Below are 17,567 nucleotides of genomic sequence, written 5' to 3' on the forward strand. Positions count from 1 at the left end.
GTGAAAGATTGGATATAGCAAATTGACAACTAATAAATACTATAGAACCGTGGGGAGTAACAAAGACTCTCTATACTATGTTTCCCAATCTATAAGCAATAACTCAGAAGTGCTTGATGTTGGATGCTGGGAAGGATCCTTAGGTGAATTCTTAATTCGAGAGAAAAGTTGTATCGTCGATGGAATAGAGCTTTACCATGAGGCTGGAGTTAAAGCAGAAAAATTCTATCGAAACGTATTCTTTAATGATTTAGAAACATTTGAAAGTAATTATATCCAATCAACATATGACTATGTGGTTTGTGCCGATGTGCTGGAGCACGTCAGGAACCCTGCGGCTGTATTAAGTGAACTCAAGAAGTTACTTAAACCGTCTGGAAAACTAATCGTTTCTGTACCAAATGTTGCATATGGCGGCGTCATCGCTGAAATGCTATCTGGAAAATTCGAATACAGAGAGCGAGGAATACTGGATAATACACATTATCGATTCTTTACTCGAGATAGTATAGTTAAATTAGTTAATAGTTTAGGTTTCGGTGTAAATAGAATTGATGCAGTGCAAGCTCATATAAAAGAAAGTGAGTTTGCTGAATCACTGGTAAGTGAGTTTCCTTTTGATTTAAAGCGAGTTCTTTCTAATACGAAAGATTCAGGCACCTATCAATTTGTGTTAGTTTGTGATTCCGATGCAGAGAAAAAAATAATAGAGAGTAATATTGGAATAGACAATACTATTAAATTTCAATCAAAAGTATACTGGGCAAATGGTGTAGAAGACTATTGTGAAACACGCTCAGATGTCTTGCTCGCCAGCCTTTCTTTACGAAATCGCTTATCTTTTGAATGCCAAGATTTAAACTCCGAATGTAGAGTTCGCATCGATGTAAGCGATTTCGAAGGATATTTCAAAATACATGAACTGCGGATTTCAACAGATGCGAATAAAATACTTTTTGATATGAGTTCCTCTAAAGGAGGGTTTACTACTATCGGTTGTTCAATTGAACAAAGTCATGAGCAATATGGTTATTTATTGCTAAAATCGACAAGCAGTGATTCTTTTATTGAAGTACACATAGACGAAAATAGTGAAAAACCACTAAAAGTTGAATTAGATTTTATTTACGTCAGTTCCCTATCTGAAAGTGACCTGTATTCTGAAATTGAAAACCTTAAGGACAAAAACAGAAGTTTAGAAAGGGATATTCAGACGATAGATGAGACACTACATAGCGTATTAAACTCATCATCATGGCGTATTACAAAACCTGTACGTCTTTTAGGCTATATAAGAAACGGTGACAAAAAGGCTTTGAAAAAAGTTATACTTAACAATATTTCAGCTTTACGCGCACTACAAATTCTTCGTGGTCGAGGAGAGAGTGTAAGTACTCTTACCTCGAAGGCAATAGGCATTCTAAAAGATGAAGGTATTCAGGCATTATATCGTCGAATAAGTAGAGTTATTCGTGGTGATAGAACATCGAGGCATGGGAATTATTTATCTTGGATCAAGCTTGATGATAAGCGAAGTCTAGATAAAGAGAATGAAATGATTGACTTCTTGAGCAAAAAAGATGGTCCACTTATTTCAATAATTATGCCGACTTACAATACCGAAGAAAAATACTTACGTTTTTGTGTTGAGTCTGTAATTAGACAGTCATATCCAAATTGGGAACTATGTATAGCTGATGATGCTTCTACAGATGAAAATGTACTCCGCGTACTTAAAGAATATCAAGTACAAGACAGTAGAATAAAACTTGTTGAAAGAAGCGAGAATGGTCATATATCAAACGCGTCAAACAGTGCATTGGAGATAGCTACAGGCGAATGGCTAGCACTTCTCGACCATGATGATGAGTTGCACAAGCATGCTCTTTCCTATGTTGTCTACCAACTGATTAAAAACCCTCAAACTGAATTTGTTTACACAGATGAAGACAAAATCGATGCTATTGGAAATAGAATAGATCCCCATTTTAAAACTGATTGGAACCTAGACTTACTTTATAGCCAAAATTACGTGTCGCATCTCGGTGTTTATAAAACCGATATAATAAGAAAAATTGGCGGCTTTCGTGTAGGTTATGAAGGTAGTCAAGACTATGATTTGCTACTTAGGTACTCTAGAGAAATTAATCATAATAATATTTCACATATACCGAAAGTACTGTATCACTGGCGTATTTTGGAAGGCTCCACCGCATTAGCTTCAGGTGAAAAGTTGTATACAACTACTGCAGGCATAAATGCATTGATTGACCATTTTAAAGTAAGAAATGAAAATGTGTCTGTTGTTCAAGGTATGAACCCAAACACTTATAAAGTCAGATGGGAAATTAATGAAGAACCAAAGGTTTCTTTGATTATTCCAACTTATAACGGGCACGAGATTACAAAAAGAGCAATAGACTCAATTCTAGAAAAGACCACTTATAAAAATTTCGAAATTATTTTGGTTGATAATAACTCTGATGACCCTGAATCGCTAGAGTATTTTGAAGAAGTAAGTAAGCACGAAAAAGTCACTTTACTTCGCTACCCTATGCCATTTAACTATTCAGCAATAAATAACTATGCAGTAGCAAGGTCAACCGGCGAGATCGTGGGCTTAGTTAATAATGATGTGGAAGTTATTAACAAAGAGTGGTTGTCCGAAATGGTCAGCTTTGCTATCAGAAAAGATATTGGTTGTGTCGGAGCAAAGCTATATTACCCTGACAACACAATCCAACACGCAGGTGTAGTATTGGGTATTGGGGGAGTGGCAGGTCATTCGCATAAGCATTTCCATCGAAGTGCGGATGGGTATTTTAGTCGACTGAAACTAGTGCAAAATATTTCCGCTGTGACCGCTGCCTGCTTAATTGTGAGAAAAGATATTTATAATCAAGTTGGCGGGTTAAACGAAAATGATTTAAAGGTTGCTTTTAATGATGTGGATTTCTGCTTGAAAGTTCGACAAATGGGGTACAATAATTTGTGGACTCCATATGCAGAGTTATATCACTATGAATCAATTTCTAGAGGCTTAGATACTACTCCAACAAAGGCTCGTCGTTTTAATAAAGAAAAAGACTACATGGTCAATTCATGGGGCGGAATACTATCAAACGATTTTTATTATAGTTCCAATTTGACTTTGGAGCATGAAGATTTCAGCTTGCGTTGATGAAATCTTTAATGTGTATGTAGGTTAAACCTTCTCGTGTTAATTTTAACTTAAGGTGTGCGCAAGTTTTTTGGAGTAAGTAAATGGATTTTTTTAGTAAGGTAAGAAATAATGTCGAGTACTATACTCCGTTTTTATTTTTGACTGTTTACATCGTATACGTAACGTATATATTTGGTCACTCTTATAATTTTCCTTATTGGGATGACTTTAATAGCACGCTTCGATTCTTGAACGAATTTTTTGATTCAAACGAGAAGGTTTATTTATTGCAAGCTCAGCACAATGAGCACAAAGTTATTCTAAATAACCTGGTTAGTGTCTTTTCATCTTATATATCATCTAGCTACCTTTTCACGATACAGTTAGCTGTTGGTTATTCATTTCTGACAGGTATCATACTTTTTTATTATAAAAAGTATGATGCTATATCTCCTGGAAGTAGAATCTATTTCCTATCTATACTCCTGATTTTAATAAACTTAAGCTCTTGGGAAGTTGCTTCTTGGGGGGCTGCCACAGTCCAATTTTATGGTGGATTGCTATTTTCTCTTCTTGCTATTAGTTACTATGATAAATGTGATATCAAAAAAAGTATACTATTTGCAGTTCTGGCATCCTTTACATCCGGCGGATTGCTGATTATTTTCTTAATACTGATTTATCAGTCCGTTCTCCTTAAAAGATATAAAGAAATCTTTCCGGTTTTTATATTTCTATGTATCACCTTGGTTGGTTATTTTTTCGATTATGAGTCTGTTGAGGCGCATTCAACTGCTATATTTTCGATGAAGGATATCGGTGACCTAATATTATACTTTCTAACTATTGTTGGTGGTATTACTCAGAACTCTATTACCTCTATAGTATTGGGTGTTTGCATATTAACTAGCATGCTTGCCCTTACAGTTATGAAGTATAAGGGCATATTCTACTTTTATTCTCTTTTCATCCTGTTGCTTTTGGCTGCAATTTCTTATGGGCGAGTAGGCTTTGGTGTAGAGCAAGCTCTATCTTCAAGATATACCATATATTCAATGCTGTTGATGGCTTCATTGTTTATGATTTGCTTCGATTTAATGAAAAATCGAACTTATTCTTTGTCCGTATTCACCTTACTTTGTTTTATGTCATTTTCTCTTTTCATTTCTAATTTTAGTAAGGGCAATCTCGAATTGCTTGCCAAAGAAGAGCGAATGATACTTTCTTCAAAAAACTATTGCGGTCACTTCAACAGTCGGTTTCTCGTAGACCCAGATCAAAAGTATGCCAAAAGTATGCTTAATCAAGCCAAAGAGAACAATGTATTCACTGTTGATTGTAGTCAGCATCAAATTGTTTCCTACGAAGACCTGAATAGCATGTACTCTAGCTATGAAGAAACAGACACCCCTATAACATATTCATTAGACCGAGTGATAACCAATGGGGGTAACATTCAAATTGCTGGATGGATTATAGATGATATTAATCGTAGCAAAATTAGAAACTTAGTCGTGCTGATAGGAGATAAAATGTTCCCTGCGACGACAGGCATTCCAAGAGCTGATGTAGCAAACCACTTCCGTGATAATACGTTTCTTCTGTCCGGCTTCGATGTATTTATAGAAAACACTATTCCTTCTGAACAGGAAGTGGTTCTTCTTGTATTTTTAAATGATGAAAAGTACAAAAAAATTGCAGTGGATTTTAATTGATGTTCAATTTTGCAATGGATAAAGAAATTTTAAAAATTACGATTTCAATTGAGCTTCGTATAATCCGATTTCTGATTGTAGGGTTTATTAATACTATTTTTGGTTACTCCATATATGCGCTTTTTATATTTCTTGGATTTGGTTACCAATTCTCTGTTTTGATTGCCACTTTTTTAGGTGTTATATTTAATTACTTTTCTTTTGGGAGATTGGTTTTTCATTCTGAAATTGGAACTGGAAACGCGATAAAATTCACTTTTTCTTATGTGATCGCGTATCTAATCAATATAGTATCATTACACTTTTTGATAGATGTTAATGGCAATAATCCATACTTTTCTCAAATTTTGGTATTATTCCCAGTAGTGATTGTTAACTGGTTCTTAATGAATAAGTGGGTGTTCAAGTGAAGTCTAGTGAAAAGAAGAAGATATCTATAGTTACCCCCTGCTATAATGAAGAGGGGAACATAACTGAATTATGCTCTCGAATTAGAGAGACGATGAAACACATTGAAAAGTATGAATATGAGCACATATTTATTGATAATGCTTCAGATGATAACACTGTGCAAATAATCAAGAGCGAAGCAGTCTTAGATAAAAATATAAAGTTGGTCGTGAATGTCAGAAATTTCGGGCCAGTACGATCGCCATATTATGGCCTAACACTTGCTTCCGGCGATGCAGTAATACTTATTGCTTCTGATCTGCAAGATCCACCTGAATTAATATCAGATTATATAGACATGTGGGAGAAGGGATTCGATATAGTTCTGGCAAAAAAACCTAAAAGTAAAGAGTCTTGGTTAATGCAGAAAATTCGTAAGACTTATTACAAAATGCTTAGTTACATAAGCGAAGTACCTTTAGAAAATGATGCTACAGGCGCGGGTTTATTTGACAGGAAGGTTATCAAAGCTTTAAAAGGACTATCAGATCCTTATCCTTATTTTAGAGGTATCGTTTGTGAGCTTGGATTTTCCCGATGTACAATAGACTTTGAGCAACCGTTAAGGAAAAGAGGCAAGTCAAAAGCGTCAGTATATGGTCTTTTCGACCAAGCACTCCTCGCAATGACAAAACACTCCAAACTACCGTTAAGGATTATGACTTTTTCGGGGTTAATATTTGGTTCATTAACTTTCCTATCTGCCGTGATTTTTCTGATCGCTAAACTATTATTTTGGGATTCTTTTACACTAGGTGTTGCACCTCTATTGGTTGGCGGTTCGTTAGTTGCTTCAATGTTATTTTTCTTTTTGGGAATCTTGGGAGAATACATTGGTATGATTTTAACTCATATTAGAAATCTTCCGTTGGTCGTTGAGAAAGAAAGGGTGAATTTTGATGAAGATTAATCCTAAAATCTGATAATTGTGATCTATAGGTTATTAAATGGCTCAGTATAATATTAAAGTAGTTCCATCTGGTATGGAATATCTCAGCGATAGCAACCTTTTGGACGACGCTCTATTAAATGCCATCCATTTAGAACACAGTTGTAAAACTGGAAGTTGTGGAGCATGTAAAGCTGAAGTTTTAGACGGTATAGTTGAAAATGAAGAAAGCAAGGAAGTGGGAGATGGAACAATTTTATTATGCCAGTCGAAAGCCAAAACAGATGTGATTATAAAGGCAAATTATTATTCCGAGTTGGAAAATATATCTATAAAAACACTACCTTGTAAAGTTAGTGCTTTGGAATGCCCGATTGAAAATATTGCGATACTTAAACTTAGATTACCCCCCAAATCAGAGTTTTCCTACCTTCCAGGACAGTACATCGATCTTAGTTATAAAGGTGTAAAGCGAAGCTACTCAATAGCCAATTCAAAGTCTGATAATGATGAAATTGAGTTGCATATTCGACGTGTAGAGTCCGGAGAAATGTCTAAGTTTATATTTGATAAATTGCAATGTAATCAACTAATGAGACTCGAAGGGCCCAAGGGGAGTTTCTTCGTAAGAGAGGGAACTAAGCCTATTATATTTGTCGCTACTGGTACTGGGATAGCACCAGTTAAAGCTATGGTTGAAGACTTAATTAGCCGCTCAGATAAAAGATCTGTCTTTATCTACTGGGGGATGAGGAATGAAGGTGATTTGTATAATACCGGACTAAACAACTTAGCAGCGACGCACAGTAATATTGAGTTTAAATGCATTCTGTCTCAGGGAATGTTGGAAGCAAAATATGTTCAAGATGCATGCTTGTCAGATTTTGTCACGTTAAACGATTTTGACGTATACGCTTGTGGCTCTTTGTCAATGATAGAAAGCGCACAAAAGCTGTTTGTCCAAAATGGATTGCCAGAGGATGCATTCCATTCAGATGCTTTTATACCTTCAAAATAACAAATTAGATGGAGCTATCAATGAAAGCGGTAATTTTAGCGGGAGGCTTAGGCACGCGCCTTAGCGAGGAAACCTCTGTAAAGCCAAAGCCAATGGTGGAGATAGGTGGAAAACCTATTCTTTGGCATATTATGAAGCAATATTCATCGCATGGAATAAATGATTTTATTATTTGTTGTGGCTACAAAGGCTATGTTATCAAAGAGTATTTCGCTAACTACTTTTTGCACATGTCAGATATCACTTTTGATATGCATAACAATCGAATGGAAGTACATCGGAAACGCGCTGAACCTTGGACAGTTACTCTCGTTGATACAGGCGAAAACTCAATGACTGGCGGACGCCTAGGCCGTGTTGCAGATTACCTAAAAGAAGAAGAAGCATTTTGTTTCACCTATGGTGACGGACTAAGCAACATAAATATTAGTGAAACAATCAAGTTTCATAGGTCACATGGAAAGAAAGCGACTTTAACTGCGGTTTATCCTCCAGGTCGATTTGGTGCATTAGATATGACGAATAACCAAGTTAATAGTTTTCGCGAAAAACCGAAGGGAGATGGTGCGATGATTAACGGTGGTTTTTTTGTGCTGTCGCCAGAAGTTCTGAAATATATTAGTGGAGATGATTGTGTCTGGGAGCAATCACCGTTAATTGAGTTAGCCAGCGAAGGCGAGTTGATGGCATATCAACATGATGGCTTTTGGCAGCCCATGGATACACTTCGCGACAAAATTTATCTTGAAGGCCTATGGGCTCAGAATAAAGCTCATTGGAAAACGTGGACTAAATAATGAATCCTGAATTTTGGAAAGAAAAAAAGGTATTTATTACTGGGCACACTGGTTTTAAAGGCGGCTGGCTAGTTATATGGCTAAAAGAAATGGGAGCGATAGTAAAGGGCTACTCTCTACCTGCACCCACTAAACCTAGCTTATTTCAAGAAGCCAATGTTGGGAATGATATCGAGAATGAAGAAGGCGATATAAGAGACTTCGATAAGCTATGTCATTCCATTGCCACATTTGGACCGGACATAGTTTTTCATATGGCAGCGCAACCACTGGTTCGTTTGTCATATGAGGAACCCATTGATACGTATTCGACCAATGTCATGGGAACAGTACATCTACTTGAGTCTGTGAAGCAAGTAGGCTCAGTGAAGGCAGTAGTAAACATCACCTCTGATAAGTGTTACGAGAATCGCGAATGGGTTTGGGGATATCGTGAAGATGAAGCGATGGGAGGTTATGACCCTTACAGTAACAGTAAGGGATGTGCCGAATTAGTCGCATCTTCCTATCGTCAATCTTTCTTCAATCCAAATAACTATGCAATGCATGGGTGTGCACTTGCATCAGTGAGGGCCGGTAATGTTATTGGAGGGGGGGATTGGGCCGACGATCGATTGATTCCTGACATGCTTAAGGCTTTCTCTGAAGGGCGAGATGTTGAAATTCGCAACCCTCATGCGATTCGCCCTTGGCAGCATGTTTTAGAGCCCCTTTCAGGTTACATCACCGTTGCAGAAAGATTGTACAACCATGGTTGTGAGTTCGCTGAAGGCTGGAATTTTGGCCCAAAGGAAGAAGATGCTAAACCAGTCGAGTGGATTGTAGAGTCTCTAACGAGCAAGTGGGGCGAGGATGCTGATTGGTTTTTGAGTGAAGGCGATCACCCGCATGAAGCACACTACTTAAAATTGGATTGTTCAAAAGCTAGAATGCGTTTGGATTGGCAACCTGTTTGGGATCTTGAGACTACCTTAGAAAAAATAGTTGCTTGGCATAAGGCGTGGTTGAACAAGGAAGATATGAATAAACACACAGTCAAAGAAATCAATGATTATATCGCTGCAAGATCGGGGAAAAATGATGTCTAAAGAAATACTTAGAAAACAAATTGCTGAACTTGTTGAGCAATATGCAGATTTGGAATACGCACCAAAAGCATTTGTTGGCGGCGAAAGTGTCGTGCCACCATCGGGTAAGGTTATTGGTTCAAATGAACTGAAAATGATGGTAGATGCCTCTCTGGATGGCTGGTTGACGACTGGTCGCTTCAACGACGCATTTGAAAAACGCCTTGGCGAATATTTAGGTGTTCCTTATGTACTGACTACGACCTCCGGTTCATCCGCTAACCTCCTCGCCATGACCGCGTTGACTTCGCCTAAGTTAGGACAACGCCAACTAAGACCTGGAGATGAAGTCATCACGGTAGCTGCTGGGTTTCCAACCACTGTAAACCCATCGATTCAAAATGGTTTAGTTCCGGTTTTCGTTGATGTAGATATTCCGACATACCAAATTAAATCAGAAATGATTGAAGCTGCTGTTTCCTCTAAAACGAAAGCAATCATGGTGGCACATACATTAGGTAATGTATTTGATCTCACAGAAGCTCGTCGTGTCGCGGACAAATACAATTTGTGGCTCATAGAAGATTGTTGTGATGCGCTTGGATCAACTTACGACGGAAAGATGGTGGGTCAGTATGGTGATATTGCAACACTAAGTTTCTATCCTGCGCACCATATTACTATGGGTGAAGGTGGTGCGGTATTTACTAAGGATAAAGAGCTAAGAAAAATTGTCGAATCGTTCCGTGATTGGGGGCGAGATTGTTATTGCCCACCAGGCTGTGATAACACTTGTGGCAAACGTTTTGACCAGCAACTTGGTTCTTTGCCTGATGGATACGATCATAAATATACATACTCTCATCTTGGGTACAATCTTAAGATCACCGATATGCAAGCAGCATGCGGGCTTGCTCAGATGGATCGAGTGGAAGACCTCGTTCAAGCTCGCAAAGATAATTACAAGTATTTAAAAGCGGGACTAGCTTCATGTGAAGAGTTTCTAATACTCCCTGAGGCAACGGAAAAATCAGAGCCTTCTTGGTTTGGTTTTCCAATTACCATAAAGCCAGAAACCGGAATTGGTCGCGTTGAGCTTTTAAAATTTCTAGATCAATTCAAGATTGGTACTAGGCTTTTGTTCGCGGGAAATCTGATTCGCCAACCTTACTTTGAAGGTGTCGAATATCGCGTCGTTGGCGATTTAACGAATACGGATCTCATCATGAATAATACATTCTGGGTTGGTGTTTATCCTGGATTGTCTAAGGAACACTTAGACTTTGTGATTGAAAAATTTGAAGAGTTCTTTGGCTTAAATTTTTAAGGGTTGAGTTATGGATTCCCTAAGCTTAGCTAATCGAGTTAGAAGGCACACGGTAGATATGGTCCACCGTGGAAAAAGCTCTCATGTAGGTTCTGCTTTATCGATGGTAGATATACTATCGGTTTTGTATTCTGGTGTTTTGAACGTTTCACCTGAAACAATAAATAGCCCAGACAGAGACTACTTTGTTTTAAGTAAAGGTCATGGTGGTGCCTCTTTATACGCGACACTTGCTGAATGTGGATTTTTCCCATTAGAAGATTTAAAAAAGCATTATCAAAATGGGTCGCCGTTTAGTGGTCATGTATCTCACAAAGGCATTTTGGGTGTTGAATTTTCGACTGGCTCACTTGGGCATGGTTTACCGGTTGCTGCAGGCCTCGCTCTTGCGTCCAAAATTGATGAGAGAAATAACCAAACTGTTGTGTTAGTTGGTGATGGGGAGGTGATGGAAGGGGCAAATTGGGAAGCGCTGCTGTTTGCTGCTCATCACAAGTTGGATAATCTGACAATTATTGTAGACCGTAATAGATTACAGAGTTTTAAAGATACAGAGCAAACAGTGGCACTTGATCCCTTGGACAAAAAATTTGAGGCATTTGGAGCGTATTGTATAGAAGTAGATGGGCACGATCATAGCGCGCTACTTTCTGCTATTGATAGCAAACTGTCTGGTAAGCCAAAAGTAATTATCGCAAATACAATTAAAGGCAAGGGTGTTTCTTACATGGAGAATGAAGTGGTTTGGCACTATAAGTTCCCAGACGAAGAACAACTAAAAATTGCGCATGACGATATTGCAAGAGGTTCAAAGTTATGAGAGCTGCATTTATGTCGGCTTTGACCGAATTGGCGAGAGAAGATAAAGATATTGTCTTAGTTACGGGTGATCTCGGCTTCGGTACTTTTGAGCCTTTTGAAGCGGAGTTTCCGGGACAGTACTTTAATGCTGGTATTGCTGAACAATCTATGGTTGGTATTGCCTCTGGTTTAGCAAAAGCAGGTAAAAAAGTATTTGTTTATTCCATTGGTAACTTTGTAACGTTGAGATGCTTGGAACAAATTCGTAATGATGCTTGCTATCATGATCTCAACGTTAATTTCGTCTCGCAAGGTGGAGGTTTTACCTATGGTGCGCTAGGCATGTCACATCATGCGACGGAAGATCTAGCCATCATGCGCGCTGTGCCCCACATAGAAGTGATCGCCCCATCAAATCCAGAACATACTAAAGAGGCAACAAAGGCATTAGCAAATTGTGAAAGAGTTGGCTATTTAAGGCTGGAGAAAGCGGTACCAGTAAAAGCGCAGCCTTCAATGTTTGAGTTAGGAAAACCGGACCATCATCAGTCTAAAGAAGCTGACGTATTATTAATTGGCGTTGGAAGTATTGTATCCGAAGCCTTTGATGCCAAAGACTTGCTAGAAGAAGCTGGAATTCCTGCTTCTATTTTAGATTTCCACTCAATCAGCTACTTTGATCACGAGTACGTTGTAGAGATACTATCCAAATACAGCGTTGTTATTACAGTGGAAGAACATCAAAGAAATGGCGGCTTGGGGAGTATTATTTCTGAGGTTTTAGTTGATAACGGTATCACTGTTAAGCTTGGAAAATTAGCTATTGATAACAAATTAATTTCAGAGGTCGGCAGTCAAGAATATCTGAGAAAAGTCAATGGTATTGATAGCACCTCAATCTATGAACTTGTGAAGAAGATCAAGTAATGGACAAACTTGCAATAAGAATAGAAAAGCTCATTAAAGAGCATCAAGAGAACAGGGACTTTGAAATTGAAGTAAAAGGAACTGACTGTAAGTTGGTTCCTTTCTCCAAATCTGACATCGGTAATGCAGAAAGTATCAATCTCTTAAGCCGTTGGCGAAGGTATTCAGAGCACGCTTTTCTAAAGGTTTTCGAAGTAACAGAATCTGGAACTGAAACGTGGTTAAAAAAGGGAGTGCTAGACAACCCTTATCGACTTATGTTTTGGGTCGTAAGTCATGATGGAGAAAAAATTGGACACATTGGCGTATCTAGTTTTAATTTCGAAGAAAACTCATGCGAAGTTGATAATGTGATCAAATCTCCAGACTATAAGCAGAGAGGGCTTTTTTACTTTGTTACTAATGCTTTAGTAAACTGGATTGAAAACGAAATTCAGCCTAGAAATATTAAATTGAGAGTGTTTTCGGATAACGTGCCAGCCATCTCACTTTATAGGCGTTGCGGTTTTAAACCGATAGATATTATTACGTTTAAAAAAATCACAATGCCTGATTATGTCGAGTGGGTAGAATCTGACGACAGTGTTGACCGATGTTTTATTGTTATGGAGCTAAATTAATGATTAATGAAATGATTTTGACCGCTGGCCCTAGTATTACAGAGAAAGAAATTAGTTATGTTACTGATGCAGTAACAAATGGCTGGAACAACGACTGGAATAAATACCTAGTAAAATTCGAAAAATCATTAGCAGAATATGTTGATGTAAAGCATAGCCTTTCTACTTCTAGTTGTACTGGCGCATTGCACCTTTCAATGCTTGCTTGTGGTATCGGACCTGGCGATGAAGTCATTGTCCCTGAGATTACTTGGGTAGCATCGGCCTCAGCTGTTGCTTATGTGGGGGCGACACCAGTATTTTGTGATATAGACCCGGTCAGTTGGTGTATGGACATAGAGTCCGCTGCTCGATTAATCGGTCCAAAGACTAAAGCAATTATGCCTGTCCATCTTTACGGTCATCCTGCCAACATGCCTGCCATCATGAAGCTTGCTCGCGATAACAACCTAAAGGTTATCGAAGATGCGGCCCCATCGATTGGTGCTGAAATTGATGGTAAGAAAACGGGTAGTTTTGGTGACGCAGCAGGCTTTAGTTTCCAAGGTGCAAAAATTCTTTCCACAGGGGAAGGAGGTATGTTTGTTACTAATAACGATGAAATCTTTCAACGAGTTAAATCTCTAAATGATCATGGTCGTGATCCGAGTCGTCCTTTAGCATCGGTTGAAGTAGGCTATAAGTACAAAATGTCAAACCTTCAAGCGGCTATGGGCTTAGCTCAGATGGAGCGTGTAGAAGAGTTGGTAGATCGAAAACGCGAGATTAATGCGATCTATCAAGACTTGCTCTCAGATTGTGGTGCTGTACAAGTCACTAGTGAACTTGATGGTTGCAAGAGTATCCATTGGATGAGTTCAGTTGAGTTGCTTGGCTTTGACTATGATAAGCGCCAGCAGTTTATGAACAAACTAAAAGAAAACTTGGTCGACTCTCGACCTGTATTCTCTCCACTCAGTTCTTTGCCAATGTTCCACAGAACGATTGAAAACCCAGTTGCAGATCGTATTGGCCAAAGTGCTATAAACTTGCCAAGTGGACACAACCTAACTTTAGAGCAGCAAGAGCATGTAGCTAAAGTTATTAAATCTTTGCTGTAACCTACTATCCCAGTGCAACATATTATACTATGTTGCACTGGTTAGTTCGTAACAAGCGTGTGTGTGATGTGACTGTTTTTTTTGATTTCATTCTTTGTTTTTCCGTGAGTTTCACTATTGAATTAGCTAGGTTGTAATATGTCAATTTCATCCGTTATTGTAACTTACAACCCCAATATTGCCCTGCTATCTAACTTAATATCTGAGAATGTTAATTCATTCAAGGAGGTCAAAGTGGTAGACAATGCAAGCGATAATATAAGTGAAATTAAATCAATTACTTCAAGTTTTGATAATGTTGAATTAATCCCACTCAGTGAGAATGTTGGAATTGCTACTGCTCAGAACATAGCGATTCAACATCTGTCCCATCTAAATGATGACGAGCTTGTATCGTTCTTTGATCAAGATTCAACGTTAGATAATGACTACTTAACACGTCTTGAGTTGGAGTTCTCAGAACTGGAGGCAACGAAAGATAAGGGCTTGATTCTTGGTCCTGTATTTTATCATCGACATTTTAAGTTCGAGTACCCAATTGTCAGATTTAATCGGCATGGAGTAAGGAAAAAGCTGTTCGCAAGCCAAAGTGAAGAGCCAACAGATGCTTCATGTATTATCTCATCTGGCATGTGCGTAAGGAAGAAAACGCTCGATATAGTTGGGCTTATGGATGATGAGCTATTTATAGATTACGTGGATACTGAGTGGTGTATGCGAGCCAAAAATAAGGGAATCAGTATATTGGTCTCTCCTAAGTTGGAGATGGAACATGAGATTGGCATGGATAATATACAAGTCCTTAAGTGGAGAGTTCCAGTACATTCCGCAAAACGTCGATATTACAGAATAAGAAACTCATTTTACCTAGGTCGGTATACTTATATTCCTCGACTCGTTGTTTTTAGAGAAATTACATTCTCCATTGTTCATCAACTGTTACTCAGTATCATGAGTAAAGAGAAATGTGAACACCTTAAATCCCTCTTTCGAGGGATAAAAGATGGTTTGGCTCATAAGAGAGATTGCCAATTGTAGAAAGGTTACCTTGCTTAAGATAGTTGATACCGAAGTGAGCTCTTTAAGTACCAAATAAAATGCATGGAAAGTAGCTTTCTATTTTGATGAGATGCATAGTGAACGGCTTTAATGTTAGGGAAATAGTAGACATTGAAGCCATTTTCATTTGCTCGAGTACATATGTCCGCATCTTCAAAGTACATGAAGTACTTTTCATCAAATCCTTTGAGTTCATTGAAACAATTTACTTTGAATAGTAAAAATGAACCTGCAGCCCACTCGATTTTTAGTGGTGCAGTGATTTGACTCTTGTCATAAATATCTTTCCGTTTTAAGCCTATCAGCGATTTCAATGGAGAGAATAGGTTCGGATAGCGGCGGATTGAATTGTCATATGTCATCAACAAACTATCAGTAAATAGGTTTATTGTGGATATGTCAGCTTGATATTTTTGTGCCTGCTTTACGAGGCGCGTGACACTATCAGTAAGCACTTCCACATCTGGATTAAGCACCAAGAAATAGTCTTCAGCCACCATTCCCAGCGTTTCCTGGCAATACTTAAAAACCGCATTGTTGTTCGATGCGAATCCGAGAGGTTTCTCTCCACAAACCAAGTGAATTCCAGCATCATCTGCATACTTCTGCAGTGCTGCTGACGGTGTTGTGTTCGAACGAATCACAACGTTATAGCTATTTGCGAGGTTAGCGAGCGTATCGTTAGCGGTGATCAAGCTGTCATGACCGTGATTGATTACAGAGACAAACAGTTTCATGAAAGATCGCCGTTTTTAGGTTTATAGCCAGTAGGTGTGGTTAGCAAAATATCCTTAATACAGTCAGTATCGAAATGGTGGCAATAATGATCGAGGCGCTCTAGCAATACTGACATTTCATCCCAAGATAGTTTATCTTCACTCGCCGTCATTATTTTTCTATGACTTGTCCCTTCGACATTCTCTCCTACTAACAGCTCTTCATAGAGTTTCTCACCAGGGCGCAATCCCGTAAACTGGATTTCAATGTCACCATCATCACTATTGTCGTCGTAGTATTCTTTCATCCCCATTAAGCGGATCATGCGTTGAGCTAGGTCAACAATTTTCACTGACTCTCCCATGTCCAGAACGAAAACTTGCCCATTATTACCCATTGCTCCGGCTTGTATTACCAATTGTGCTGCCTCGGGAATGAGCATAAAAAAGCGCGTTATTTCTGGGTGAGTAACAGTGACTGGACCACCTTTACGTATTTGTTTCTTAAATAGGGGGACGACTGAGCCGGAAGAGCCCAAAACGTTCCCAAACCGGACCATGGTAAAACAAGTCGATGTTCCCTTATCGGCAAGAGCCTGGAGAACTAACTCTGCCATACGTTTGCTGGCACCCATTATATTGGTTGGGCGAACGGCTTTATCGGTCGAAATCAGCGTAAAGTTTTCAACGCTAGCCTCTATAGCTGCATTCGCGCAATGGAGCGTACCAAATACATTGTTTCGAATTCCCTCAATGATGTTGTCTTCTACTAGAGGCACATGCTTGTAAGCCGCAGCATGATAGACGGTATCTATATTGTTGTTGACCATTAGTTTGGTCATTCGGTTCTCTTTTTGAACTGAGCCCAATGCGGCTACAATCTCAACACTAAGTTTCTGTCTGCTGGCTGAGCTACTTAACTCTTGATGAATCTCATATAAGTTATATTCATTCAATTCAAACAGAACGAGTTTTGCTGGTGATTGCGTTAGAATCTGCCTGCAAAGCTCTGAGCCAATAGAGCCTCCGGCTCCGGTGACTAGTACATTTTTGCCTGATATGTTTTTGCTAAGAAGATTTAAGTCGGGCTCAACGGGTTCTCGGCCTAATAGGTCTCCAATGTCAAGATCGCGAACTTCTGTTACTAGTGCTTTGCCAGTGGCTATATCTTCAACGGAAGGGACGGACTGTATCTCGATTGGCCAAAAAGATAGTTTATCTAAGAGTCGTAGGCGCTCGCCTTGGCTAATGTTATTGATTGCTAAAAGTAATTTAACAGGTTCATACAATGATCGTAGTCGGTCGAATTCTTCTGAAGGGTGCACACGAACACCGGTGATTATCTGTCCATTTTTTACAGGGTCATCATCAAGAAATACTACTGGATGGTACTCGTCACCCTGAATCAATGCATAGGCTAATTCTCGTCCAGTACTTCCCGCACCGTATATAAAAACATTTGGTTTTTGACGGCGGTAGTAGTGATGATAAATTGTTCTTATGATTATGCGAGGGGCGCCTAGCATTATCATTGCTATGCCAGAATAGATAAAAGGGACGCTTCTAGGGATAAACGCTTGTAGGAAAAAACCACTGAGGGCGAGCGTAATTGAAGACAATATTACCGCAATCAGGATGTTCCCAATTGCTGGCATCATCATGTAGCGCAGTATCGCTCTATACATGCCTAGCTTGATGAAGCAAAAGACGGTCACACTTCCTGTTATCACTAAGCACGCGATTTCGGCCAGTCCAAAGGAAATGTTGAATGTGTCTAGCCTCAACGCCATCGCGAAGTAAAGTGAAAACGTTACCGCGAGTAAGTCGTAGATGATACTGATAATGCGCTTATTTTTGCGTTGAGCGCTCAGGAGAAGTTGGATAGGTGTAAACATGCTTGGGTGTTATTCTCGTTATA

General features: G+C 38.9%; 15 protein-coding genes. 13 read left to right on the plus strand and 2 right to left on the minus strand.

The genetic code is table 11. The features are described 5' to 3' along the window. Positions 1–22 precede the first annotated feature (22 nt). The 13 genes from EQP46_RS07745 (at position 23) to EQP46_RS07805 (ending at position 14,912) form a co-directional block, all read left to right on the plus strand. Positions 23–3,181 carry a glycosyltransferase gene (locus tag EQP46_RS07745; protein ID WP_129493099.1) on the plus strand — a complete coding sequence of 1,053 codons (3,159 nt, stop codon included), beginning with the start codon at positions 23–25 and terminating at the stop codon, positions 3,179–3,181. An 83-nt stretch (positions 3,182–3,264) separates the two neighbouring features. Continuing rightward, positions 3,265–4,878: a hypothetical protein gene (locus EQP46_RS07750; protein ID WP_129493100.1), complete on the plus strand. Its 1,614-nt coding sequence runs from the start codon at positions 3,265–3,267 to the stop codon at positions 4,876–4,878. A 14-nt stretch (positions 4,879–4,892) separates the two neighbouring features. Then, positions 4,893–5,288: a GtrA family protein gene (locus tag EQP46_RS24605; RefSeq protein ID WP_420841369.1), complete on the plus strand. Its 396-nt coding sequence runs from the start codon at positions 4,893–4,895 to the stop codon at positions 5,286–5,288. Continuing rightward, positions 5,285–6,238, plus strand: coding sequence for a glycosyltransferase family 2 protein (locus tag EQP46_RS07760; protein WP_129493102.1), 954 nt, complete (start codon positions 5,285–5,287; stop codon positions 6,236–6,238). The genes EQP46_RS24605 and EQP46_RS07760 overlap by 4 nt, the downstream gene beginning before the upstream one ends. A 37-nt stretch (positions 6,239–6,275) precedes the next feature. Then, positions 6,276–7,235: an FAD-binding oxidoreductase gene (locus EQP46_RS07765; protein ID WP_129493103.1), complete on the plus strand. Its 960-nt coding sequence runs from the start codon at positions 6,276–6,278 to the stop codon at positions 7,233–7,235. Positions 7,236–7,255: 20 nt separating this feature from the next. Next, a complete protein-coding gene (rfbF, locus tag EQP46_RS07770) occupies positions 7,256–8,032 on the plus strand; it encodes a glucose-1-phosphate cytidylyltransferase (RefSeq protein ID WP_129493104.1) in 777 nt (258 codons plus the stop codon). Then, positions 8,032–9,120, plus strand: a complete 1,089-nt coding sequence (gene rfbG / locus EQP46_RS07775; RefSeq protein WP_129493105.1) for a CDP-glucose 4,6-dehydratase — start codon at positions 8,032–8,034, stop codon at positions 9,118–9,120. The genes rfbF and rfbG overlap by 1 nt, the downstream gene beginning before the upstream one ends. Next, on the plus strand, positions 9,113–10,426 hold the full coding sequence (rfbH, locus tag EQP46_RS07780; RefSeq protein ID WP_129493406.1) for a lipopolysaccharide biosynthesis protein RfbH: 1,314 nt from the start codon (positions 9,113–9,115) through the stop codon (positions 10,424–10,426). Before rfbG ends, rfbH begins: the two co-directional genes overlap by 8 nt. A 10-nt stretch (positions 10,427–10,436) precedes the next feature. After that, positions 10,437–11,246, plus strand: coding sequence for a transketolase (locus tag EQP46_RS07785; RefSeq protein WP_129493106.1), 810 nt, complete (start codon positions 10,437–10,439; stop codon positions 11,244–11,246). After that, on the plus strand, positions 11,243–12,154 hold the full coding sequence (locus tag EQP46_RS07790) for a transketolase family protein (protein ID WP_129493107.1): 912 nt from the start codon (positions 11,243–11,245) through the stop codon (positions 12,152–12,154). Before EQP46_RS07785 ends, EQP46_RS07790 begins: the two co-directional genes overlap by 4 nt. Then, positions 12,154–12,774 (plus strand): GNAT family N-acetyltransferase, encoded by a 621-nt coding sequence (locus EQP46_RS07795; protein ID WP_129493108.1) that lies wholly within the window; start codon positions 12,154–12,156, stop codon positions 12,772–12,774. Before EQP46_RS07790 ends, EQP46_RS07795 begins: the two co-directional genes overlap by 1 nt. Next, entirely contained in the window at positions 12,774–13,874 is a 1,101-nt protein-coding gene (locus tag EQP46_RS07800) for a DegT/DnrJ/EryC1/StrS family aminotransferase (RefSeq protein WP_205685923.1), read from the plus strand. The genes EQP46_RS07795 and EQP46_RS07800 overlap by 1 nt, the downstream gene beginning before the upstream one ends. Before the next feature lie 138 nt (positions 13,875–14,012). Then, positions 14,013–14,912: a glycosyltransferase family 2 protein gene (locus tag EQP46_RS07805; RefSeq protein WP_129493109.1), complete on the plus strand. Its 900-nt coding sequence runs from the start codon at positions 14,013–14,015 to the stop codon at positions 14,910–14,912. Between the two features lie 14 nt (positions 14,913–14,926). Here the strand turns inward: EQP46_RS07805 and EQP46_RS07810 are convergent, their stop codons facing one another. Continuing rightward, positions 14,927–15,670, minus strand: coding sequence for a glycosyltransferase (locus EQP46_RS07810; protein WP_129493110.1), 744 nt, complete (start codon positions 15,668–15,670; stop codon positions 14,927–14,929). Then, positions 15,667–17,544 carry a polysaccharide biosynthesis protein gene (locus tag EQP46_RS07815; protein WP_129493111.1) on the minus strand — a complete coding sequence of 626 codons (1,878 nt, stop codon included), beginning with the start codon at positions 17,542–17,544 and terminating at the stop codon, positions 15,667–15,669. The genes EQP46_RS07810 and EQP46_RS07815 overlap by 4 nt, the downstream gene beginning before the upstream one ends. Between the last annotated feature and the right edge of the window lie 23 nt (positions 17,545–17,567).

It is taken from the genome of Enterovibrio baiacu (genome assembly GCF_004120195.1).
GTDB classification, from domain to species: domain Bacteria; phylum Pseudomonadota; class Gammaproteobacteria; order Enterobacterales; family Vibrionaceae; genus Enterovibrio; species Enterovibrio baiacui.

Excerpts from the sequence above, each read along its gene's own strand:
- EQP46_RS07750 (WP_129493100.1), top strand. The coding sequence starts at position 3,265 with ATGGATTTTTTTAGTAAGGTAAGAAATAATGTCGAGTACTATACTCCG.
- EQP46_RS24605 (WP_420841369.1), top strand. The coding sequence starts at position 4,893 with ATGGATAAAGAAATTTTAAAAATTACGATTTCAATTGAGCTTCGTATA.
- EQP46_RS07765 (WP_129493103.1), top strand. The coding sequence starts at position 6,276 with ATGGCTCAGTATAATATTAAAGTAGTTCCATCTGGTATGGAATATCTC.
- rfbF (WP_129493104.1), top strand. The coding sequence starts at position 7,256 with ATGAAAGCGGTAATTTTAGCGGGAGGCTTAGGCACGCGCCTTAGCGAG.
- rfbG (WP_129493105.1), top strand. The coding sequence starts at position 8,032 with ATGAATCCTGAATTTTGGAAAGAAAAAAAGGTATTTATTACTGGGCAC.
- rfbH (WP_129493406.1), top strand. The coding sequence starts at position 9,113 with ATGTCTAAAGAAATACTTAGAAAACAAATTGCTGAACTTGTTGAGCAA.
- EQP46_RS07785 (WP_129493106.1), top strand. The coding sequence starts at position 10,437 with ATGGATTCCCTAAGCTTAGCTAATCGAGTTAGAAGGCACACGGTAGAT.
- EQP46_RS07790 (WP_129493107.1), top strand. The coding sequence starts at position 11,243 with ATGAGAGCTGCATTTATGTCGGCTTTGACCGAATTGGCGAGAGAAGAT.
- EQP46_RS07795 (WP_129493108.1), top strand. The coding sequence starts at position 12,154 with ATGGACAAACTTGCAATAAGAATAGAAAAGCTCATTAAAGAGCATCAA.
- EQP46_RS07800 (WP_205685923.1), top strand. The coding sequence starts at position 12,774 with ATGATTAATGAAATGATTTTGACCGCTGGCCCTAGTATTACAGAGAAA.
- EQP46_RS07805 (WP_129493109.1), top strand. The coding sequence starts at position 14,013 with ATGTCAATTTCATCCGTTATTGTAACTTACAACCCCAATATTGCCCTG.
- EQP46_RS07810 (WP_129493110.1), bottom strand. The coding sequence starts at position 15,670 with ATGAAACTGTTTGTCTCTGTAATCAATCACGGTCATGACAGCTTGATC.
- EQP46_RS07815 (WP_129493111.1), bottom strand. The coding sequence starts at position 17,544 with ATGTTTACACCTATCCAACTTCTCCTGAGCGCTCAACGCAAAAATAAG.